Origin of the sequence: Xanthomonas hortorum pv. pelargonii (assembly GCF_024499015.1) — a bacterium.
Classification (GTDB): Bacteria; Pseudomonadota; Gammaproteobacteria; order Xanthomonadales; family Xanthomonadaceae; genus Xanthomonas; species Xanthomonas hortorum_B.
Genome location: NZ_CP098604.1, coordinates 4,828,759 through 4,850,602 on the forward strand (window position 1 = coordinate 4,828,759; position 21,844 = coordinate 4,850,602).

Annotated in this window: 15 protein-coding genes, 1 tRNA gene and 2 pseudogenes; 10 read left to right on the top strand and 8 right to left on the bottom strand. The window is 59.0% G+C overall.

From position 1 onward, the window contains the following. Positions 1-20 precede the first annotated feature (20 nt). The 7 genes and pseudogenes from NDY25_RS23240 to amaB all read right to left on the bottom strand — a co-directional run. Positions 21-164: pseudogene (locus NDY25_RS23240) on the bottom strand (aspartate/glutamate racemase); the annotation flags it as partial. Between the two features lie 176 nt (positions 165-340). After that, a complete protein-coding gene (locus tag NDY25_RS20670; RefSeq protein WP_168957820.1) occupies positions 341-1,252 on the bottom strand; it encodes a DMT family transporter in 912 nt (303 codons plus the stop codon). After that, the gene (murB, locus tag NDY25_RS20675) at positions 1,246-2,298 is read right to left on the bottom strand and encodes a UDP-N-acetylmuramate dehydrogenase (RefSeq protein ID WP_168957819.1); all 1,053 of its coding nucleotides are present in this window, start codon (positions 2,296-2,298) and stop codon (positions 1,246-1,248) included. Before murB ends, NDY25_RS20670 begins: the two co-directional genes overlap by 7 nt. Next, positions 2,295-3,350 (bottom strand): quinone-dependent dihydroorotate dehydrogenase, encoded by a 1,056-nt coding sequence (locus tag NDY25_RS20680; RefSeq protein ID WP_168957818.1) that lies wholly within the window; start codon positions 3,348-3,350, stop codon positions 2,295-2,297. The genes murB and NDY25_RS20680 overlap by 4 nt, the downstream gene beginning before the upstream one ends. A gap of 5 nt (positions 3,351-3,355) precedes the next feature. After that, positions 3,356-4,123, bottom strand: a complete 768-nt coding sequence (locus NDY25_RS20685) for a class I SAM-dependent methyltransferase (protein ID WP_180336529.1) — start codon at positions 4,121-4,123, stop codon at positions 3,356-3,358. Between the two features lie 2 nt (positions 4,124-4,125). Further along, entirely contained in the window at positions 4,126-4,410 is a 285-nt protein-coding gene (locus NDY25_RS20690) for a DUF4190 domain-containing protein (RefSeq protein WP_006449325.1), read from the bottom strand. A 379-nt stretch (positions 4,411-4,789) separates the two neighbouring features. After that, a complete protein-coding gene (amaB, locus tag NDY25_RS20695; protein ID WP_168957816.1) occupies positions 4,790-6,325 on the bottom strand; it encodes an L-piperidine-6-carboxylate dehydrogenase in 1,536 nt (511 codons plus the stop codon). 134 nt (positions 6,326-6,459) lie between these two features. Here amaB and NDY25_RS20700 point away from each other — a divergent pair. The 6 genes from NDY25_RS20700 (at position 6,460) to NDY25_RS20725 (ending at position 15,552) form a co-directional block, all read left to right on the top strand. Then, a tRNA-OTHER gene (locus NDY25_RS20700) sits at positions 6,460-6,535 on the top strand. 588 nt (positions 6,536-7,123) lie between these two features. Then, on the top strand, positions 7,124-11,590 hold the full coding sequence (locus NDY25_RS20705) for a polymorphic toxin type 34 domain-containing protein (protein ID WP_233366414.1): 4,467 nt from the start codon (positions 7,124-7,126) through the stop codon (positions 11,588-11,590). Then, positions 11,554-12,438 (top strand): HEAT repeat domain-containing protein, encoded by an 885-nt coding sequence (locus tag NDY25_RS20710; RefSeq protein WP_168957814.1) that lies wholly within the window; start codon positions 11,554-11,556, stop codon positions 12,436-12,438. Before NDY25_RS20705 ends, NDY25_RS20710 begins: the two co-directional genes overlap by 37 nt. Positions 12,439-12,579: 141 nt before the next feature. Next, a protein-coding gene (locus NDY25_RS20715; RefSeq protein WP_256627653.1) for an IS3 family transposase occupies positions 12,580-13,768 on the top strand; the annotation gives its coding sequence in 2 pieces (ribosomal slippage) (positions 12,580-12,824 and positions 12,823-13,768; 1,191 coding nt in all). An 18-nt stretch (positions 13,769-13,786) separates the two neighbouring features. Further along, positions 13,787-14,894, top strand: a protein-coding gene (locus NDY25_RS20720; RefSeq protein ID WP_256627624.1) for an IS3 family transposase whose coding sequence is annotated in 2 segments (ribosomal slippage) — positions 13,787-14,043 and positions 14,042-14,894 — 1,110 coding nt in all. Because the reading frame shifts where the segments join, the coding sequence is not laid out codon by codon here. Continuing rightward, positions 14,851-15,552 (top strand): hypothetical protein, encoded by a 702-nt coding sequence (locus NDY25_RS20725; protein ID WP_256627654.1) that lies wholly within the window; start codon positions 14,851-14,853, stop codon positions 15,550-15,552. Before NDY25_RS20720 ends, NDY25_RS20725 begins: the two co-directional genes overlap by 44 nt. Before the next feature lie 89 nt (positions 15,553-15,641). Here NDY25_RS20725 and NDY25_RS20730 read toward each other — a convergent pair whose 3' ends face one another. Continuing rightward, complete coding sequence (locus tag NDY25_RS20730; RefSeq protein WP_233366556.1) at positions 15,642-16,622, bottom strand: IS5 family transposase; 981 nt, start codon at positions 16,620-16,622, stop codon at positions 15,642-15,644. Between the two features lie 781 nt (positions 16,623-17,403). On the opposite strand from NDY25_RS20730, the gene NDY25_RS20735 reads away from it, so the two are divergent. The 4 genes and pseudogenes from NDY25_RS20735 (at position 17,404) to thrA (ending at position 21,831) form a co-directional block, all read left to right on the top strand. Continuing rightward, entirely contained in the window at positions 17,404-17,802 is a 399-nt protein-coding gene (locus NDY25_RS20735; RefSeq protein WP_256627655.1) for a hypothetical protein, read from the top strand. A 70-nt stretch (positions 17,803-17,872) separates the two neighbouring features. Continuing rightward, a pseudogene (locus tag NDY25_RS20740) lies at positions 17,873-18,237 on the top strand (transposase); the annotation flags it as partial. A gap of 76 nt (positions 18,238-18,313) precedes the next feature. Beyond that, a complete protein-coding gene (locus tag NDY25_RS20745) occupies positions 18,314-18,802 on the top strand; it encodes a TspO/MBR family protein (RefSeq protein ID WP_425510756.1) in 489 nt (162 codons plus the stop codon). Between the two features lie 521 nt (positions 18,803-19,323). Next, complete coding sequence (gene thrA / locus NDY25_RS20750; protein WP_168960080.1) at positions 19,324-21,831, top strand: bifunctional aspartate kinase/homoserine dehydrogenase I; 2,508 nt, start codon at positions 19,324-19,326, stop codon at positions 21,829-21,831. The last annotated feature ends 13 nt before the right edge of the window (positions 21,832-21,844 follow it).

Below are 21,844 nucleotides of genomic sequence, written 5' to 3' on the forward strand. Positions count from 1 at the left end.
GGCTGCGCCTTCGATGCCGATCAATCGTGCACGCTTGCCAGCGCCGCCGCCTCAGCGTGCAGTGCGGTGGTGTCGAACAGCGGCAGCTGCACATCGGCGGCACCCACCAGCAGCGAAATCTCGGTGCAGCCCAGGATGATCGCCTGCGCAGCTTGCTGGCCGACGCATGCCCCCGATCAGACTAATGGTTTTGCTTGGAACCGGCATGCCGACCTCATCGCGGAGCATTCAATGAAAGTGCGCCTGCCGACGTGGTCCCGTCAATGTCCGGGTCGCGCCGACAGCGCAGTGTACGTTGGCATCGTTGCCACGCTGCGAGAGGCGCCGCACAGACGGTTGATCACTCGCCTGGTTTTACGCCCTCTATCGGCGCGTGCGTGGCAGCGCGCCGTGCCAGCACGCTTTCGCGATGGGCGATATAGACGTTGGCACCGATGATGATGGCTGCACCGATCAAGGTGTGGCGTTCGATCGCTTCACCAAACAACCACCAGCCCAGCAACGCCACCAGCGGCAGCTGCATGAAGCTGATCGGCTGCAGCGCCGAGACTTCGCCCAGCTTGAGCGCGCGCGTCCAGAACAACTGCCCGGCGGTGCCGAAGATGCCGGTCGCCACCAGCCACAGCCAGTTGATGCCCTGCGGCCAGGTCCATTGAAACATTGCCGGAATCAATGACATCGGCACCCAGAACACATAGGTGTAGAACACCACAGTGTCGGAGTCGTCGTTGCGCGAGAGCTGTTTGATCTGGATCGCGACAATGGCGCTGATGACCGCAGCCAACAGCGCAACCAACAGGCCGGGCGTAAAGGTGGACGAACCTGGCCGCAGGATCACCAACACGCCGATGAATCCTGCCGCCACTGCCAGCCAGCGGCGCATGCGCACCTGTTCGTGCAGCCATACCACTGCCAAGACGGTGACGAACAACGGCGTGGAATACGACAACGAAATCGCTTGCGACAGCGGTAGATGGCCGATCGCCCAGAACCCGCACAGCATCGAGGCCAGACCGATCAGGGTGCGTGCCAGATACTGCGGCAATTGCCGCGTACGCGGCAGCGATTTGCCCGGCCGCACGATCAGCGGCAACAAGGCCAATAACCCGAATGCGTTACGAAAAAACGCAATCTCGGTGGTGGAGATATTGCTTGAAGCCAACCGGATGGCGATGGCCATCAGGCCGAAGGCGAAGGTACTGGTGAGCATCCACAGCGCAGCACGTCGTGATGCCTGCTGCGCTGTCACCAATGCGCTCCGATGACGCGCGGTTCCGGTTCAAGAATCACCGAGTAACGCTCGCGTACCGATTCGGCGATGCGCCGTGCAAATTCCAGCAGCTGCGCGCCGCTGGCCGTGCCGTAGTTGACCAGCACCAGCGCGTGGTCCGGCGACACACCTGCATCGCCCTCGCGCCGGCCCTTCCAGCCGCATTGCTCGATCAACCAGGCCGCCGACAATTTGCCCTGGCCAGGCTGTTCGCCGGGATACACCGGCATATCGGCAAACGTGGCTTGCAGCGCGGCGATTTGTTCGCTCGGCAACAACGGATTCTTGAAGAAACTGCCTGCATTGCCGAGCACATCCGGGTCCGGCAATTTGCGCTGGCGGATGTTGATCACCGCCTGTGCCACATCGGCCGCACCAGCTAGCTCGGCGCCCATGCTGGCGAGTTCCTCGCGGATGCCGGCATAGTCCAGCCGCAACTCATGCAGCAGTGGCAGATTGAATTCCACTGCGACGATCAGATAGCGCTCCGGCAGTTGCTTGAACATGCTGTCGCGATAGCCTAAGGCGCACTCCGCCGCAGCCAGCCGCACAAACTGCTGTGCGTGCCGATCGAAGGCTTCCACCACATGGATGAAGTCGCCCACCTGCGCGCCGTAGGCGCCGATGTTCTGAATCGGACAAGCGCCCACCGTGCCGGGAATCAATGCCAGATTTTCCAGTCCCGACAAACCTTGCTGCAGCGAATACAGCACCAGCGCATGCCAGTTGACGCCGGCGCCGGCGCGCACGATGGCGTGGTCGGCGTGGTGCGCGATGATGCTCAGATCGCGGTTCTCAAAACACAGCACGCAGCCCGGCGGGTCGCCAGCCAGCAGCACGTTGCTGCCGCTGCCCAGGACCATTAGCGGTTGCCCGGCGATCTCGGGAGCGGCCAGTGCCTCGGGCAATGCGTCTGGCACATGGATGCTGAGCAACCAGCGCGCCGTGGCCTCCACATGAAAGGTGTTGAACGCACGCAGCGGCGCGTACTCGCGCAACTGCCAGCCCGGCTGAATGGCCTGGCTCATAACGGCGACACCGCACCGCCGCTCGGCGCTTCGCGGCGACGACGAATTGCATCCACGCATTCGCCGATCAACTGCGGCCCGCGATACACCAGGCCGCTATAGCACTGCACCAGGGTTGCGCCGGCGGCCATCTTCGCCAGCGCATCGGCACCGGAGTTGATACCACCCACGCCGATCAACGGAATCGATTCGGGCAGGCGTGCACGCAAGCGGCGCAGCACCAGGGTGGATTGCCCCAGCAGCGGTGCGCCGGACAGTCCGCCGGCCTCGCCAGCCAATGGATGGTTGGCGATCAAGGTGCGCGTCACCGTGGTGTTGGTGGCGATCACGCCATCCACCGCCAGGTCGGCCAGTACGCGCGCCGCAGCATCGATGTCGCGGTCGTTGAGATCCGGCGCCACCTTCACCAGCATCGGCACACGCTTGCCATGTTGCGCAGCGAGAGCTTCCTGGGTTTCGCGTAGATCGGAAATCAAACGACGTAGCGCCTGTTCTTCCTGCAACTCGCGCAAGCCGGCGGTGTTTGGGGAGGAAATATTGACGGTGATGTAGTCGGCCAGCGGGTACACGCGCTCCATGCAATAGCGATAGTCGCTGGTGGCCTCCTCGTTGGGCGTGTCCTTGTTCTTGCCGATGTTGATGCCGAGCAGCCCGCCGCGACGGCGCGCGCGCTGCACGTTGGCCACCAGCGCATCCACGCCCAGATTGTTGAAGCCCATGCGGTTGATCACCGCTTGATATTCCGGCAGCCGGAACATGCGCGGCTTGGGATTGCCTTCCTGCGCACGCGGCGTCACCGTGCCGATTTCGACGAAGCCGAAACCCAGCGCCAGCAGCGCATCGATATGTTCTCCGTTCTTGTCCAGCCCGGCACCGAGCCCGACCGGATTGGGAAACATCAAACCGAATGCGGGCGTCGGCAGCGGCACCGGGCGCTTGGCCAGCAGCGGCGTGGTGCCGGTGCGGTAGGCAGTGTCGATGGAGCGCAGGGCCAGCGCGTGGGCGCGCTCGGCATCGAGGGAAAACAGAAAGGGGCGGGCAAGCGAATACATGCGGGTCAGTTCAATCTCCCGGCGAAAACGCGGGTCTGGTATTGGAAGTCGATGTGTCCGTCATGCGCATGCGCATCGAACAGCGTGCGTAGCGCGGCGAGCATTGGTGCATGGCGCGGGTCGTGCGCGAGCGGCGCATACGAAGACGACAATAGCCGGCCGCGCAAGGCGTCGAAATCCAGCTGCTGCGCATTGGGAAAGCGCGCCATCGCGCGGAAGCCTTCGCCGAACCACGCCTGCATCGTGGCATCGTCCTGGTAACGCTCGGCCACGGCCGAATAGTCGGTGCCGTAGTCCAGCAGGATTTGCTCATAGCCGCGCAAGAAGTCGGTGGTGTCCAGCTCGCGGGTGTTCCAGTAGATCATCGCCAGCCCTTCGGGCTTCAGGATGCGCGCCCATTCGGCGCGAATGGCCTGCGTGTCGAACCAGTGGAACGCCTGCGCGGCAGACACCAGGCCAACGCTGGCATCGGCCAGCCCGGTGGCCTCGGCGGTGCCATCGATCGCCTGAAACTTGGGGAACCCCGCCAGCCACTGCTGCGCGGCTTCACGCATGGCAGGGTTGGGTTCCACTGCCGTGACTGGATAACCGGCCTCCAGAAACAGGCGGCTGGAGATGCCGGTGCCGGCGCCAATATCGGCCACCGCGGTCGCCGGGGTCACACCCAATTCTTCGTGCAACCAGCGCAGCAACTGCGGCGGATAACCGGGCCGGTAGCGCACGTAAGCCGCGACGCGGTCATTGAAGCGCTGGGCAGAGGAGGGCGCGGCCATGCTCAACTGTTTGCGGCCGCAAGCCAGGCCATACCGCCGAAAAACAGGATGAAGATCGCGAGTCCTGCCACCCAGAGCGCTACCGCCAGCCAGCCAAGAATCAGCCCGCCGATGGCCAGCCCGTCGCCGTCCAGGCCTTGCGGGTTGCGGCGGATTTCAGCCCGCGCCAGATGGCCGGTGATGATGGCGCAGAGGCTGCCCAGAAACGGGATCAGCGTCCAGCCGAGAATGCCTGCGACCAGGCTGACAATGGCCATGGCACTGGTCTGTCGAACGACGACGTTCATCAGCAACTCCTGTAGAAGGGCCGGCAGCCGACGGCTGACGTACCGCGATTATCCCAGAGCGGCCGCCCGAAAGGCGTGCCGTTTGCGGCCAAACGGCGATCGCGTGGGCGCGTTTGGCGCATTTGAGCGCTCGAATCGGTTGAGTGTGCGGCGTTGGGCGCCGCGACTCACGGCAACCAAGGGTGCCGGATGCTCCGCAGATTGCTGGTCCGGTGGCCCTGGTGCAGGCGGTTATCGGCTGCCGGTCGCCGGACATCGGCGACCAACGCCGTCACTGTCAGGCTGTCCTGCCAGCAAGCTGCCGAGTGCAGTGCAGCGGCATTGCCCAACCGCAGATACGGCAGCGCGCCGGGCATTACCCCGGCGCGCCATGCGGCCTTCAATCGAGATCGAACTTGATGCCCTGGGCAAGCGGCAGCGAGTCGGAGTAGTTGATCGTGTTGGTCTGGCGACGCATATAGACCTTCCACGCATCCGAGCCGGATTCGCGACCGCCGCCGGTTTCCTTCTCGCCACCGAACGCGCCGCCGATTTCCGCACCCGAGGTGCCGATATTGACGTTGGCGATGCCGCAATCGCTGCCCGCAGCGGACAGGAACTTCTCGGCCGCTTTGAGGTTCTGGGTGAAGATCGACGACGACAGGCCCTGCGGCACGCCGTTCTGCAGGTCGATCGCTTCATCGAGCGTGCTGTACTTCATTACATACAGGATCGGCGCGAAGGTCTCGTGCTGCACCACCGCGTCGCTGTTCTGCAGCCCGGTGACGATGGCCGGCAACACGAAGTTGCCCGGGCGATCGATCGCGGTGCCGCCCACTTCGACCTTGCCGCCAGCGGCCTTGGCCTTGGCGATCGAGGCCAGGAACTGCTCCACCGCGCCCTGGCTGTTGAGCGGGCCCATCAGGTTGGCCGGGTCGGTGGGGTCGCCGATCTTGCTGTCGAGCTGCTTGTACGCCTTGACCAACGTGGCCAGCACGTTGTCATGGATGGATTCGTGCACGATCAGGCGGCGCGTGGTGGTGCAGCGCTGCCCGGCGGTGCCCACCGCACCGAACACGATGCCCGGGATGGCCAGCTTCAGGTCGGCGGTTTCGTCCAGGATGATCGCGTTGTTGCCGCCCAATTCCAGCAGGCAACGGCCCAGACGATGCGCAACCTTCTCGGCCACCACGCGGCCGATCTGGGTCGAACCGGTGAAGCTGATCAGCGGCACGCGGCCGTCTTCGACCAGCTTCTCCGACAGCGACGTGCCGGCATCGTTGATCAGGAAGAAGATGTCCGGGAAGCCTGCGTCCTGCAATGCCGCATTGCAGATCTTCATTGTCGCGATCGCGGTCAACGGGGTCTTGTTGGACGGCTTCCAGATACAGATGTCGCCGCAGATCGCCGCCAGAAACGCATTCCACGCCCATACCGCCACCGGGAAATTGAACGCACTGATGATGCCGACCAGGCCCAGTGGCTGGTACTGCTCGTACATGCGGTGGCCCGGCCGCTCCGAGTGCATGGTGTAGCCATAGAGCATGCGGCTCTGGCCGACCGCGAAGTCGGCGATGTCGATCATCTCCTGCACTTCGCCATCGCCCTCGGGCTTGCTCTTGCCCATTTCCAGCGCGACCAACGACCCCAGCGCATCCTTGTGCGCCCGCAGCGCCTCGCCACACAGGCGAACGGCTTCGCCACGGCGCGGCGCAGGCGTGGTCCGCCACACCTTGAAGGCGGCCTGCGCACGCTGCACGATCAGCTCGTAGTCCTCCGGCGTGGTCGCCTGCACATCGGCGATGACTTCATTGGTGGTCGGATTGAGCGGCTGCAGCACCCCGGCGCCGGTGGCCTGCGACCAGGTCGCCTCGCCAAGATAGGTACCGGAATTGGACGCGGCGAGGTCGAGCGCCTTGAGCAGGTCAGCGGACATGGGATCTCCAAAGGTCGGAACGGTCGCGCGGCGGCCAGGGCCACCTACGACACGGGTAGCCGCCGATTTTAGCAGGCTCCGCCGACCACCCACCGGCTTGGCAATCGCAACGATCGTGCGACAATGCCGCCCTTGGCCCCGTAGCTCAGCTGGATAGAGCGTCCCCCTCCTAGGGGAAGGTCGCCCGTTCGAATCGGGCCGGGGTCACCAGGATCGATCAGATAGTCAATAAGGCAGCAACGTGTGGGCCAAGCATGCTCACATGCCGACTATAGGTTGCCGTGGCAGCAATAGTTCACTTGTTGCCCTAAACCTCCGACATCTCCCGGCTGCACAGTCGCAGCAGGTGCTTGGTGTTTGAAGCGCCTTAGATAATGACTGAGTTCAACCGTTCGGTAAAAATTTTGGTCATATTCCACATGGAGCTAAATTCTCAATAAAGATTTTCGTCTTCAAGCGACTGTCGCTTCGTGCAATTCTAGGCTCTCAGATCAAGACCGCTGAATGCCTTAAATTGAGATTTTCTTCAATAAATCAGGAGGCAAAGGTGCAGCCTGGAAGTTTGATCTTTGCCGATGTGTGTCAAGCGCTGACAAATTCCGGTAAATTAGTATTGCTAGCCGTTTCTAACGGCAGTGAAATGTTCAGATATTTTTTGATTTCAGTATTGATTTAATCTTGACGTGGCAACGGAACAGAACTAGTCTTTGGCTTGTGACGCTGTCAATTTTCTGACTTGTTGTTTTGATAACGTCAGTGGACTGCTAAAGAAAAAAACTTAAACACATGGAGAGTGGTATGAGCACCAAGAAGTGCATATTGACACGAAGCTTTTATTTTTGCGCCGCGATGGGCTTGCTCTTTGCAGTGTCGGTTGATGCGTTTGCAGCTTCTTACTACGGACCGCCCTACACGGTTAATTCTATCTACGGGAACGGTAGGTTTGACTCGGCAGGCGCTGCTGCTGATTGGCTCATAGGTCAGATGACCAAAGGATGCAGCTCTTCCCCTAAAGGATGTTCGTCGTGGCCTGTGGTCAAGTACAACTCGACCACGACAGGGGCGATTGTCATGTGGCCGAAGGATTCATCTGGTTTTTTTGTAATCGCGACTACCTATTCTGTCGGTTCGCCGAGAAAAAATCTTGGCAGCTGCAGCATGTCCTGCAGCGGAGGGCTTGGCGCCGGCAAGGACGGAACCGGGCCGCGCGGAAGCCGTGATAGCGCAGCCAGCGCAAACCGAGCGGGATCCGTTTTTGAAGGGGATCCGATCAATACCGCCACAGGCAACTTCTACCGTCAAGAAACGGACTACGAGAATCCAAGCGGTCTTATGTTTCGCCGCTTTTACAACAGCTCGGCATCAGTTACCTCCTCCACAATGGGCAAGCAGTGGCGTCACTTGTTTGATCGAAAATTGGAAATTCAGCGTTCGACAAGTGCGGCTACCGATACGCAGTCGATCAATGCCCATCGGCCAGATGGAGGTTCGTTGATCTTTCAGCTGATAGGTGGCGTTTGGAAGACCAGCTCAGACTACTCCGAAACACTTGTAGAGCGGCCGGATGGTGCAGGTTTTGCCTTGGCGATCTCCGCTACCCAGCAGACAGAGATTTATGATGCGAAAGGTCTTCTGCAGGAGGTGTACGACAAGGCCGGCCAAAGGATCTATCTGTTGACCTATAGCCTCCCTGATGCAACGGGAGCGGGCGGCGGGATTCTCCAGAGCGTGGCCGACAGGAGTGGCCGGCAATTGATTTTTGATTACGATAGTGCTGCAAGGTTGGCCGGAGTCACCCTTCCGGACAAAGGAAAAATTGTCTATTCATATGACGCCGCTGGATACCTCGCGTCTGCGAAATATTCTGACGAGAAATCGATTGGCTATATTTACAATGAGAGTAACTATACCGGAGGGAATAATCTTCCTGGTGTGATGACTGGGGTGATCGACGAAAAAGGTGTGCGATACGAAACGATTACCTATCAATCGTCGAGAAAAGCGACATCGGCTTCATTTGCTGATGGTGTCGATACCACTAAGATTGACTACAATGCCTACTCCACAAACGGCATAGTCGACTCTGCAGTCATCGGGCCGCTTGGGACGCGGAGCGGGTTAACGTTTGTTGATGCTGCGACGGGTGCAATACGACTTGCAGGTGCAGGTACACCCTGCGGTACGCAGTGCAATCAGTCCTACAAGGCGATTACGTACGATGCAAATGGCTATGTTGCTTCTACGACCGACTTCCAAGGTAACAAAAGCCAGACCAGCTTCGACAGCGATGGGCTTTTGAAGCAGCAGATCGATGGGGTGGGTTCTTCACAGCAGCGTACCATCAACACTGTGTGGAATGGGGCGATCCGTGAGCCCCTAGAACGAACCATTCTCGATGCTGGTAACGTCGTCAGAGCCAAGTCGAAATGGGCTTATAACGCCAGTGGATTGCAGACTGCCAGTTGCGAGATCAACACAGCGGTGGCTGCTGCCCTTTCTTATGCGTGTGGGAGTGCAGCAGATGCGCCCGCAGGTGTTCGTCAGTGGCGCACAAGCTATTGTGAAAAGGTGGATGCAGCCAACTGTCCCCAAGTCGGTTTGGTTCTCTCGGTAGACGGGCCGCGCACGGACGTAAGCGACATCACGTCGTACCGCTACTACGCTAGCAGCGATGAATCCGGATGCGGTACTGCGAGCGGCCAATGCCACCGGGTTGGTGATCTTTTCCAAAGCACGAATGCAGCAGGTCAGACCACCACCTACGCTTCGTATGACAGCAATGGGCGGCCGACGCGCGTTATCGATTCGAACGCGATAGCGACTGATTTCAGCTATGCACCTCGTGGATGGCTCACTTCCCAAATTACTCGGTTCGCAGCGAGTGCCGCTGCTTCCAGCCAGGATCGGGTGATGACGGTTGCGTACGACGAAACAGGCAATGTCAAGCAGGTAACGCAGCCCGATGGCGATTTCGTAAAGTACGACTACGATGCAGCCCACCGCCTCACGGATATCACTGACAGTGCCGGCAGTAACCTGCATTATTCTCTCGACGTAGCTGGGAATTGTTTTAAGGAAGAAATCAAAGATGCGTCCGGAAACGTCAAGCGGACTCTGACGCGGGTCTATAACAAACTTGGTCAGCTGCAGACGCAGGCCGATGCGTCTGCTAATCCCACTGAGTTTGCTTATGACCTCAATGGTGATCTGAAATTGGTGACCGATGCGCTTGGGCGCAAGACACAGCTGGATCCCGACCCTCTGCGTCGTGTGGTACGTACGCTTCAAGATGTGGGCGGGCTGGCGGTGGAGATAACGCAACAACTGGATGCGCTGGACCGCGTCACCGCGGTCATCGATCCTAAGGGTCTGACCACGCGTTACGACTACAGCAGCCTTGGCGACCTCGGCAAGCTAACTAGCCCCGATACCGGTGCCACCACGTATAGTTACGATGCCGCTGGCAACCGCACACTCGAAGCGACTGCCCGCGGGGTCAAGATCAGTTCGAGCTATGACGTGTTAGGACGCCTGACCAAGCTGAGCTACCCCACCAGCGCGCTCAACGTAGCCTACAGTTACGACGTCGCGCCGGTCAGCTGCCAGGCGGGAGAGACTTTTGCGCAGGGTCGCTTGGCGTCTATCAAGGACAGTAGCGGGGCGACCGAGTATTGCTACAACAGTTTCGGCGATCTGGTGCGCAAGCTGCAGACCACCAACGGCAAGGCTTTCACGCTGCGCTATGGCTACACCGCGTCGGGTCGTCTGGCGAGCGTTATCTACCCGGACGGCGCCAAGGTGGATTACGTCCGCAACGGGCTGGGTCAAGCCACCGAAGTGGGCTATACCTCCGCAACGGGCGCTCGCCAAATTCTCTTGAAAAACGCCAGCTATCTTCCGCTTGGTCCAATCGCAGGCTGGACGTACGGTAATGGCCGCGTACTGACACGCGCCTATGATCAGGACTATCGCCCGAAAGCAATTCAGGACACCAGCGCCGGAGGTCTGGATGTCGGCTTTGGCTTCGACCCAGTCGGCAATTTGTCCAAGCTGACCCCTGCCGGCGGCACTGTTGCGGATGTCACGCTGGGCTATGACCCGCTTGGCCGGTTGACGGAGTTCAAGGACGGCGTGACCGGCACGGTGCTGGATGGCTACACCTACGATAAGACAGGTAACCGTCAGAGCAGTAAATCGGCAGCCGGCGAAGTCGCTTACACCTACGAGGCAAACAGCCATCGCCTAATCAAGGTAGGTGGGGCACCACGTGTCTACAACGCCGTAGGCGATACCACCTCGATCAACGGAACCGAGCGCGAATTCGTTTACGACGTGACCGGCCGCATGAGCCAGGTCAAGCGCAATGGCGCGGTGGCACGCGAGTACCGTTACAACGGCAAGGGCGAGCAGGTCCGTGGTTTCCTCGGTACCGCCAACACCTACACACTTTATGACGAGTTCGGCCGCTGGATGGGCGACTACGACAACGCTGGCAAGCCATTACAGCAAGCGATCTGGCTTGATGACATGCCGGTGGGCGTCACCAGTGCTGATGCCAAATTGGCCTACATCGAGCCTGATCACTTGGGTAGCCCGCGTGTAGTGATTGATCCGGCGCGCAATACGGCAGTGTGGGCGTGGAATTTGAAGAGTGAGGCATTTGGCCTTACCAATCCTGATCAAGATGCAGACAAAGATGGTTCGAATTTTTTACTAAACATGCGATTTCCTGGGCAGCGCTATGATTCTTTCAGTGGACTAAACCAGAACTATTATCGTGAATACGACACATCTTCCGGGCGCTACACTCAAAGCGACCCCATCGGTCAAGGCGGTGGGCTGAATTTGTATGGGTATGTTAAGAATGCGCCATACTCTTGGAAGGATGTTGACGGTCAGCAGGCAATCTCTCTAAGTGCTAATCCGGCTGTCACAGGCGCAACGGCATTGAGTGGCCATGCTCTTCAGAATCCTAGTGAACTCACGGTAGACGGAAGCTTTGGCGATTACAGAGGTAATCCATTAAGCCCGGTATTCGATCTGGTTCATCTAATGGCTTCTCCAGGGAATCAGGCTGACAGCGGAGTTGTTCAGATTGTTTCAAGAATTCAAAGCGATGCCGTTCTTGCTGGTCGCAAACGTCCGGATCGTTGTGAGGTTTTACAGCAATTGATTGATAGTGGAGTGATTCCTGCAAAAGCAGCAAAGGCAACACAAAAGGCTTGGGGTTGCAGACCTTCAAGAATTTCAAAAGATCGCTGTTAAATTTCCAGGGTAAGACAATGCAGGAAAATGATCGGGATGAGCTGGACTTTAAACTTTGGAGCGAGCTTCGAGACGCAACTCTTGATCAGTTGCATCGGGAGTTAGAGTCTGATTCCCGTGATCGCAGATATGCAGCTGCCAGGATATTGCACAGCAGTGGCGAAAAATCTACGTTGCAGATCGCTCTCAAGTTGGCAAATAGTCCTTCTTCTGATCAGAGAGAGGTTGCTGCGTTCGTTATGGGGCAGTTGCCTGGATTGGATCTGTACTCAAGAAATATCGTTATAAACATTCTGTCCGATATGCTGGAAGGCGATTCCCAAGGCCTAGTGAGATCTTCAGCAGCTTCTGCGCTTGGTCATTTGAACGCGGTCGAAAAATTACAAGCTTTGTCTGCTGGTGCACTTGACCAAGAAAAAGATGTGAGAGCGAGCGTAGCCTTTGCGGCTGGTCAAATTGACACACCGGAAACGGCTAAGCTTCTTATTGATTTATCTCACGATCAAGATCGGGAAGTCGCAGAGTGGGCCGCACTGGGGTTGGCCAACGGCTCCAATGTCTCGAACAATCTGATTAGAAAAAGACTGGCTGAGCTTACAGAACATTCAAGTCGGGAAGTTCGTGAAACAGCGATAACAGCACTGGCCAAACTTGGTGATACAAGTGTTGTTCCTGCGTTATTAAGTGCACTTGAAGATAACGACGTTAGCTTGTCAGTTGTCGATGCAGCAGGGCAACTAGGTGACCGGCGTGCTTTACCTCTTCTGATTGATATGGTCCGTGGCTGTCAGGGAAATGTCCCAAGTGTGTTGCTCGATTCAATTGAGAAGCTTGGCGCAACGAAATAGGATAACTTTCAACCACTATTTGTCGCAGACTTCACCTGCTATCAACCTGCTGCCGTTGGGAAAGCTTTGAGTAAATATTGATACGCCCAGGGTTTCCTAGACATCTCAAGGCCATGGAAAATGGTCGATTCGGAGGTGTCTATGAGCAGCAAGCGGTATACGGATGAGTTCAAGATCGAGGCGGTCCGGCAAGTGACTGATCGTGGGTTCAAGGTGGCAGAAGTCGCCGAGCGGCTGGGTGTCACGACGCACAGCCTGTACGCCTGGCTGCGCACGTTCGGCAAGTCTGGCGTGGTGCATCGCGCCGAGGTGGACCAGAGCGCCGAGGTTCGGCGGCTGAAGGCAGAGTTGCGTCGAGTGACCGAGGAGCGCGACATCCTAAAGAGGCCGCCGCGTACTTTGCCAAGGGGTAAAGGCAAAGTACGCCTTCATGCAAGCCCACTGCGGGGAATTCAGGGTGTGTGCGATGTGCCGGGTATTGCGGGTCAACCGGTCGGGTTATTACGCCTGGTTGTGCTCGCCCAACAGTGAGCGCGCCAAGGAAGATGATCGCTTGCTTGGACTAATCAAGCACCACTGGCTGGCCAGCGGCAGTGTCTATGGGCATCGCAAGATCACCACGGATCTGCGCGATCTGGGTGAGCGTTGTAGTCGCCATCGGGTGCATCGGCTGATGCGCACCGAGGGACTGCGTGCCCAGGTGGGCTATGGTCGCAAACCGCGCTTCCATGGAGGGATGCAGTGCAAGGCGGCTGCCAATCTGCTTGACCGACAGTTCGACGTGACGGAGCCGGACACGGCCTGGGCGAGCGATTTCACCTTCATCCGCACGCATGAAGGCTGGATGTACCTGGCTGTTGTGATCGATCTGTTTTCCAGGCAGGTCGTCGGCTGGGCGATGCGCGATCGGGCCGACACCGAGTTGGTCGTGCAGGCCTTGTTGTCTGCGGTGTGGCGGCGCAAACCCAACACTGGTTGCTTGGTTCACTCGGACCAAGGGTCTGTCTACACCAGCGATGACTGGCGCAGTTTCCTGGCGTCCCATGGCTTGGTGTGCAGCATGAGTCGGCGTGGCAACTGCCACGACAACGCACCCGTAGAGAGCTTCTTCGGCCTGCTCAAACGCGAGCGGATCAGGCGGCGGACCTATCCCACCAAGGACGCCGCTCGCGCCGAGGTATTCGACTACATCGAGATGTTCTACAACCCCAACCGCCGCCACGGTTCAACTGGCGACTTGTCCCCTGTAGAGTTTGAACGGCGCTACGCGCAACTGTCGACTCCCCGTAAAATTGATCCATCCATAACTAGAGGTCTCCGGGCACACTAGCCACCAAGGAGACCAACGATGCGCAAGAGCAAGTTCACCGAAAGCCAGATTGTCGCCACGCTGAAGCAGGTTGAGGGCGGCCGCCAGGTCAAGGATGTGTGCCGTGAGCTGGGCATTTCCGATGCGACGTACTACGTCTGGAAGTCCAAGTACGGTGGCATGGAGGCAGCCGATGTGCAGCGCCTTCGCGACCTGGAGACCGAGCACAGCAAGCTCAAACGCATGTACGCCGAGCTCGCCATGGAAAACCATGCATTGAAGGATGTCATCGCAAAAAGCTGTAGACCCGGCGCACAAACGCCCGCTTCTTGCCTGGCTCGTCGAGCAGCATGGCTGGAGCGAGCGCCGGGCCTGTGCGGTCGTTGGCGTGGCTCGCTCGACAGTGCGCTATCGGCGTCGTCCCGATCGCGACGAGGAGGTCATTGCGCTGTTGTCCGAATTGGCCGAGCGTTTTCCCGAGCGTGGTTTTGGAAAGCTCTTTCAGATCATCCGCCGTCGCGGACATGTGTGGAATCACAAAAGGGTGTGGCGCGTGTATTGCCTGATGAAACTCAATCAACGTCGTCGCAGCAGGCGCCGGGTCCCGACGCGTCATCCACAACCGCTGGCATGCGGAGAGCGACCCAATGCTGGATGGTCGATCGACTTCATGTCCGATGCGTTGTGGGATGGTCGACGCTTCCGCACGTTCAATGTCATCGACGATTTCAGTCGGGAAGCCTTGGCGATCGAAGTGGACTTGAATCTCCCGGCCGCCCGCGTCATCCGCACCTTGGAACGCATCGCAGCCTGGCGCGGCTACCCCGCCAAACTTCGCTTGGACAATGGCCCGGAGTTTGTCGCATTGGCCTTGGCCGAGTGGGCCGAGCGCAAAGGCATCGCCTTGGACTTCATCGAGCCGGGGCGTCCAATGCAAAACGGTTTTATCGAACGCTTCAACGGCAGCTACCGGCGCGGCGTGCTGGACATGCATCTCTTCCGCACGCTGAGCGAGGTTCGCGAACAGACCGAACACTGGCTGGCCGACTACAACCAGCAGATCCCGCACGACAGCCTGGGCGGGCTAACGCCCGCCGAGTTCCGTGATCAACATCAACCGCAGACCTCTAATTTTGGCTGGCATTGAATTACGGGGAGTCGACACAAGCATCGCAGTTGCGGGAGATAAATTCAATCGTCAGCTACATCAAGATGAGGTGGCGCGTATCAAGGAGCTGGCCGGCGATGATCCCAAACGCCAAGCTGAGCTACTCGCAGCTAGCTGCGCGCTTATCAAATGTTCTGCTCAGTATGAAGTAGGTACAGACGAGTACATCTATTGGGCCGGAATTGAAGCGCTCGGGAGTAAGCCGGAGTATCAACAGGATCGCGAGTGGTTGGCCAATCAGACCAATGGTGAGCTGATTTATACGGCTGGAAATGGTCTGCCGGTCACGAAGAATCTGTTTAATTACGGTTGGACAGACGCCACGACAGATTGGGGCTCACGTAACTTGGTAGGACCACGTGTTGCTGGCGGCCTCCAGACGGCCGGAGGTATTGCGCAGATTATAGGTGGCGTTGAAGCATGCGTCAGCTTGGTTGGCTGTATCGCAGCACCATTTCTGGTTTTTAGTGGCTACGACACCGGAAAAGCTGGTCTCGATCAGTTGTTTACGGGTAAGCGTCAAAATACCTGGGGCGGAACCGCGTTGCAGGGGCTTGGCTTTGAAGCTGAGACTGCTGAACTTTTGTATGGAATGACTCAGTTGGCCCCTAGGGAAGGTCTGAACAACGAGGCCTGAGAGTGCGGGATGTCGCGTCGGTCCGGAGAGTCGCGTTTGGATCTTCGGATCTTCCGCTATTTCTGGCACTTTCCTTGGGAATTCCCGGGTTACAGGCGCACGCTCCCCATGGCAGGCAGTAACTGCTTTCGCTTCATCCACAGATTGGAGAGCGCAAACAAGGTCAGCACGTGTGCGGTGTTCTTGGCCAGGCCGCGATAGCGGACCTTGGTGTAACCGAACTGGCGCTTGATCACCCGGAACGGATGCTCCACCTTCGCGCGCACGCTGGCCTTGAAGTGTTCCCAACGCTGTTCCCGAGCACGCTCGCGTTTGTTGCCGATGGCTTTCAGCGTCGAACGCTTGGCGGCAATGAAAAATGCAGCCTTGCAGGTCTGCAGTTCTTCGCGTTTGTCCGCACCGGTGTAGCCGCTGTCGCCGAACACGCTGTCTTCTTTGCCATGCAGTAATGCGTGCGTCACCGTGACGTCGGCGACATTGGCGGCTGTGCAATGGACGTGGTGCACCAGCCCGGAAAATTCATCCACGCCGATGTGCGCCTTCATCCCGAAATACCACTGATTGCCCTTCCTGGTCTGATGCATTTCAGGGTCGCGCGCGTGATCGGCGTTCTTGGTCGAACTGGGTGCAGCGATCAGCGTCGCATCGACGATCGTGCCCGACCGCAGGCTCTGCCCCTTGCGTGCCAGATGCGCGTTGACCGCGTCCAGCATCCGCGCGGCAAGGCCATGGGTCTCCAGCAGGCGCCGAAAGTTCAAAATCGTGGTCTCGTCCGGAACGTTGTCCAAGCCACCGAGCTGGGCAAAGCGCCGCAAGGTCGGAATCTCGTGCAGCGCTTCTTCCATCGCCGGATCGCTCAACGCATACCACTGCTGCAGCAAATGAATCCGCAACATCGTCGCCAGTGCGTATGGCTGTCGACCAGGGCGTCCCGACACCGGATAGTGCGGTGCGATCAGACCGAGCAAGTGCTGCCACGGAACGACCTGCTCCATCTCGGCCAGGAAGATCTCCCGGCGGGTCTGCTTGCGCTTGCCCAGGCCTTCAGCGTCGCCGAACGTCAGTTGCATGGATTACTCCTCAACATGAGGCGGGTAGTGTCGCGTATCTATGGTGCGTTGTTCAGAGGTTCCCTAGTGCTGGATTGGCCATATCCGCCAATCGCGCAATTAATGCGGAGGTTGCTGCAAATAACGCTACGAGAGCAACTTACGCAGCCTCTGATAGTCGTAGCTCAACAACATATTTCAGAGTTGAGGGAGGAGGTGCAGGTAATGCTACGAGTCAGCAGAGAATTACTCCGAATGCAGATGGCAGCATTACGATTAATCCTGGCTGTTTGGGGCAACTTTGCGTGAGTGTTGGCAATAGTGAGCATGCAGTCTACTATCTGACTAATAGGCGGCCTGATGGCTCTGTAGTCGTCTTTGAGGTCGATGACGTGCTTCACAATCAAATTATGGAGTCAGCTGTGCCGCAAAGACCTGTGCCAGGTATTCCCAGGGATCCTTTGGCTCCTAAGAAAGTGGATCGAAATCAACCAGGTACCGCGTTGGAACTTCCAAGGATGTGGGAGTCTTTGCTTGAAGAGCATTCTAGCGGAGCTCGCGTTTATTCTCAGTCTGAATTTTTAAAGGAGTTTGGGAATGATTCGAAATAATTCTTTGCGTGACGCAATGTGGGATGGAGACCTGAATATATGCTTATTTGTTTTTAATGAGGAGGCTATCTGGGTAGTGGATGATAAGGTGAATTATTCCTTAGATGCCGAAAAAGACTATAGGGCCTATCTTGAAAGGGGTGACATAACAAATTCTCAGTATGAGGCGGCGTGTAAAGAATTTAGAGGGGGTGTTGCGTCTAGATTCTGAAAATTTTGATTATTATTTGAAGAACACCTCAGCGAAAGTGCTGTCGACAAATGATCTGGGGGAGTTATTTTTCGATAGTGCTTGTGGCACGGGTGATGGTTTGCTGGACGAATTGGAAGGGCACTATACTTCTGGGCGCGATATATCTGCAGGCCACTTCAAAAGAATTAATATGCTTGCTTCTAGGCTTCCTAGCTTCTATATAAATTTTGACAGGCATATTTTTATGCATTTGGACGGTTCTCGGTTTCATGAGGATCTAGCTCATGGCGGCTGGGTTTCAAAACGTGGAGACTTTGAGTTCCTTATTCCGGATTCCCACCGGTACTGGGTAAGAAAATCGAGAAGCTACTGGAAAGTTAGATTTTTGTCTGGTTAGGGGCGACGTCCCCCAACTTTGAGTAGCGCCCTAGTTTGGAGTCCAATTCCCTACCCCAAGGAGATTGGACGTGAAGAGGCGTTTTTCCGAAGAACAGATCATCGGCTTCCTGCGCGAAGCCGAAGCGGGCGTGGCGATGAAGGACCTATGCCGGCGCCATGGCTTCAGTGAGGCCTCGTACTACATGTGGCGCAGCAAGTTCGGCGGGATGAGCGTGCCCGATGCCAAACGGCTCAAGGACCTGGAGGCCGAGAACGCGCGGCTGAAGAAGTTGCTGGCCGAGCAGGTGTTCGAGAACGACCTGATCAAGGATGCGCTGCGAAAAAGGTGGTGAGCGCACCGGCGCGTCATGCGCTGGTGCGCGAGTGGATTGGGTGCGGTGCCAGCGAGCGCCGGGCCTTGATAGTCGCCGCTCTGTTTGCATCGACTGGACGGTCTATGTGGCAGCGTGCCCGACATTCGGATGCCTGAATAGCATGCTCTCACTCGCTAGCTCTGTATGGAGATGTCGATGACGAAGAAATCGCAGTGGTTTGGACTGCTGGGGTGGTTGGTGCTGTGCTATCTGGTCGCTGCCCTGGGAGCGGCGGCTTCGATCAAAGCGGCGAGCTTCTACGCTGAGTTGCAGCGGCCGGCGTGGGCGCCGCCCGGGTGGTTGTTCGGGCCGGTGTGGACCACGTTGTACGGGATGATGGCGGTGTCGGCGTGGTTGGTCTGGCGGCGCGGTGGGTGGAACAGTACGCGTGGGGCGCTGAGTCTGTTCGTGCTGCAGTTGGGGTTGAACGGGTTGTGGAGCTGGTTGTTCTTTGCCTGGCACATGGGCGCCTGGGCGTTTGTCGATATCGTGGCGCTGTGGGTGGCGTTGGTGCTGACGATCGTAGCGTTCGCCAAGTGGCAGCGGGTTGCTGCGTGGTTGTTGGTTCCATATCTGCTATGGGTAAGTTTTGCGGCGGCGTTGAACTATTCGGTGTGGCAGCTCAATCCTCAGGTGCTTGGCTAAGGCCTGCATGGATCAAAGTGGCTGATGCACTTCTGCGTTCGGCGCGAGATGGGTGCGCGGCCGCTAGGCGGAATCAGCCGAATACGACCTCGTCTGGCACCAGGTCTCCGCTACAGGATGCTGCGCAAGCAACGCTTGGCCCAGCGCATTAAAAGTTTCCATAGCAATCAATCGCTTGTGGCTGCGTCGCTTAAATCTTTGTCCTGCAAGGCTTTCTGTACAGGCGCGCAGCCGCGCAGGGCTGGCGTAATACGCAGTGCTTGACAGCCTTTGGTCTGGTGATGTCTTTTGCATACATGCCTAACGCTTCCGCCATCGCATCGCTCCTTTGCCAGCCGCAGCTGCGGCCGGGTGCGGGCGTGGCCGGCATTAGCACCACCATTACCACCGCCACCATTCGCCCGGTGCGGTCCGTCGTCTTCGCGTAATTTCCGAAAACAACGGCCCCGCACCCGGATCAGGATGCGGGGGTCTCCCTCTCTCACCTGAAGCGGACGGGGCCTCCCAAACGAGGTCTGTCGATGTCATCGCTTGCTGTTTCGCTCGAACCCGCTGCAGTTCCCGCGTCCTCTGCGCGCACCGTTGTGCACAAATTCGGTGGCACGTCGGTGGCCGATGCCGAGCGCTACCGGCATGTGGCGCAGCTGTTGCTTGCCCGCGAGGAGACTGTGCAGGTCACCGTGGTGTCGGCGATGAAGGGCGTGACCGATGCACTGATCGAACTGGCCGAACTGGCAGCGCACAACCGCCCCGAGTGGCGCGAGCGCTGGCATGAAACGCGGGCGCGCCATCGCGGTGCGGCGGTGGCGTTGCTGGGCGAACATTCCGGGCCCACGGTGGAGTGGTTGGACGAGCGCTTCGAGCATCTGTCGCAGATCCTTGGTGCATTGGCGGTGATCGGCGAGCTGCCGCGCGAAGTGCTCGATCGTATGCAAGGGTTGGGTGAGGTGTATTCGGCGCAATTGCTTGGCGATCACTTTCGCGCGCTTGGCGAAGACTGTGCAGTGCTGGATGCGCGCGATGTGCTGGTGGTCAATCGCGGCGAACTCGGCGTGGATGTGGATTGGGATGTCAGCGCGCAGCGCTTGCAGACCTGGCGCCAGGCGCATCCGCAGACACGCGTTGTGGTCACCGGGTTTGTGGCGCGCGACCGCGCCGATCGCATCACCACGTTGGGGCGCAACGGCAGCGATTATTCCGGTGCGATCTTCGCGGCCTTGTTCGATGCCGATGAGTTGCATATCTGGACCGATGTGGATGGCGTGCTCTCGGCCGATCCGCGCGTGGTGCCAGAAGCGGTTCAGCTGGAAACGCTGAGCTACGACGAGGCCTGCGAACTGGCGTATTTTGGCGCGAAGGTGGTGCATCCGCAGACGATGTCGCCGGCGATCGAGCGCGGGCTGCCGATCATCATCCGCAACACCTTTCAGCCCGAACATCCGGGCACGCGCATCACCGCAAGCAGCAAGGTGAGCGGGCCGATCAAGGGGCTGACCTTGAGCCCGGATCTGGCGGTGCTCAATCTGGAGGGCACCGGCCTGATCGGTGTGCCGGGCACGGCCGAGCGGGTGTTTGCGGCGCTGCGCGTGGCGCAGGTCTCGGTGGTGATGATCTCGCAGGGCTCGTCGGAGCATTCGATCTGTTGCGTGGTCAAGCAGCATGAGTCAGAGCGTGCGCGCAATGCCTTGTTGCAGGCCTTTGCGCACGAACTCACGGTTGGCCAGGTGCAGCGCGTGCAGCTGACTACCGGCATCAGTGTGCTGGCCGCGGTAGGCGATGGCATGGCTGGGCAACCGGGTGTGGCGGCGCGCTTGTTCGAGTCGTTGGGGCGTGCGCAGGTCAATATCCTGGCGATCGCGCAAGGCTCGTCCGAGCGCAATATCTCGGTGGCGATCGATGCGGCGCATGCGACCAAGGCCTTGCGTGCGGCGCATGCGGGCTTCTGGTTGTCGCCGCAAACCTTCTCGGTGGGCGTGATCGGGCCGGGCAACGTGGGCGCGGCGTTGCTGGATCAACTGCGCATTGCGCAGCCGCAATTGCTGGGCAAGGCCAACATCGATCTGCGCCTGCGCGCAGTGGTTTCGCGCGGCCGCATGTTGCTCGACGAGCGCGGCCTGGTCGGCAACTGGCGCGATGCGTTTGCCTCTGCAGCCACTGCCACTGATCTGGAACAGTTCACCACGCATCTGCTGTCTGCACATCTGCCGCATACGGTGATCATCGATTGCAGCGGCAGCGCGGAAGTGGCCGACCGCTATGCGGAGTGGTTGGCCGCCGGCATCCATGTGGTGACGCCGAACAAACAGGCCGGCTCCGGCCCGTTGCAGCGCTATCAGGCCATCCGTGCGGCGGCCGATGCCAGCGGTGCGCGTTTCCGTTACGAAGCCACCGTGGGCGCGGGGCTGCCGGTGATCACCACGCTGCGCGATCTGGTCGATACCGGCGATACGGTGACCTCGATCGAAGGCATCTTTTCGGGCACGCTGGCCTGGTTGTTCAACAAATACGATGGCAGCGTGCCGTTCGCCGAATTGGTGACGCAGGCGCGCGGCATGGGCTATACCGAACCTGATCCGCGCGACGATCTGTCCGGCGTGGATGTGGCGCGCAAGCTGGTGATCCTAGCGCGCGAAGCCGGGCGCGAGATCAGCCTGGAGGACGTGCAGGTCGAGAGCCTGGTGCCCGAAGCATTGCGCCAGGCCAGCGTGGACGATTTCATAGCGCGCCTGCATGAAGTGGATGCCACGTTCGCACAGCGCCTGGCCGATGCGCGTGCACGCGGCAATGTGCTGCGTTACGTCGCGCAGCTGCCGCCGGATCGTGCGCCTAGCGTGGGTCTGGTCGAGCTGCCGGCCGATCACGCGTTCGCCAATCTGCGTCTGACCGACAACGTGGTGCAGTTCACCACGCGCCGCTACTGCGAGAACCCGTTGGTGGTGCAGGGACCGGGCGCGGGGCCGGAAGTCACTGCGGCAGGCGTGTTCGCTGACCTGCTGCGGGTGGCGGCGGGCGAGGGGGCGCGGTTGTGAATCAGGCGGTTGC

Excerpts from the sequence above, each read along its gene's own strand:
- murB (WP_168957819.1), bottom strand. The coding sequence starts at position 2,298 with ATGAGCCAGGCCATTCAGCCGGGCTGGCAGTTGCGCGAGTACGCGCCG.
- NDY25_RS20685 (WP_180336529.1), bottom strand. The coding sequence starts at position 4,123 with ATGGCCGCGCCCTCCTCTGCCCAGCGCTTCAATGACCGCGTCGCGGCT.
- NDY25_RS20705 (WP_233366414.1), top strand. The coding sequence starts at position 7,124 with ATGAGCACCAAGAAGTGCATATTGACACGAAGCTTTTATTTTTGCGCC.
- thrA (WP_168960080.1), top strand. The coding sequence starts at position 19,324 with ATGTCATCGCTTGCTGTTTCGCTCGAACCCGCTGCAGTTCCCGCGTCC.
- NDY25_RS20730 (WP_233366556.1), bottom strand. The coding sequence starts at position 16,622 with ATGCAACTGACGTTCGGCGACGCTGAAGGCCTGGGCAAGCGCAAGCAG.
- amaB (WP_168957816.1), bottom strand. The coding sequence starts at position 6,325 with ATGTCCGCTGACCTGCTCAAGGCGCTCGACCTCGCCGCGTCCAATTCC.
- NDY25_RS20680 (WP_168957818.1), bottom strand. The coding sequence starts at position 3,350 with ATGTATTCGCTTGCCCGCCCCTTTCTGTTTTCCCTCGATGCCGAGCGC.
- NDY25_RS20745 (WP_425510756.1), top strand. The coding sequence starts at position 18,314 with ATGACGAAGAAATCGCAGTGGTTTGGACTGCTGGGGTGGTTGGTGCTG.
- NDY25_RS20690 (WP_006449325.1), bottom strand. The coding sequence starts at position 4,410 with ATGAACGTCGTCGTTCGACAGACCAGTGCCATGGCCATTGTCAGCCTG.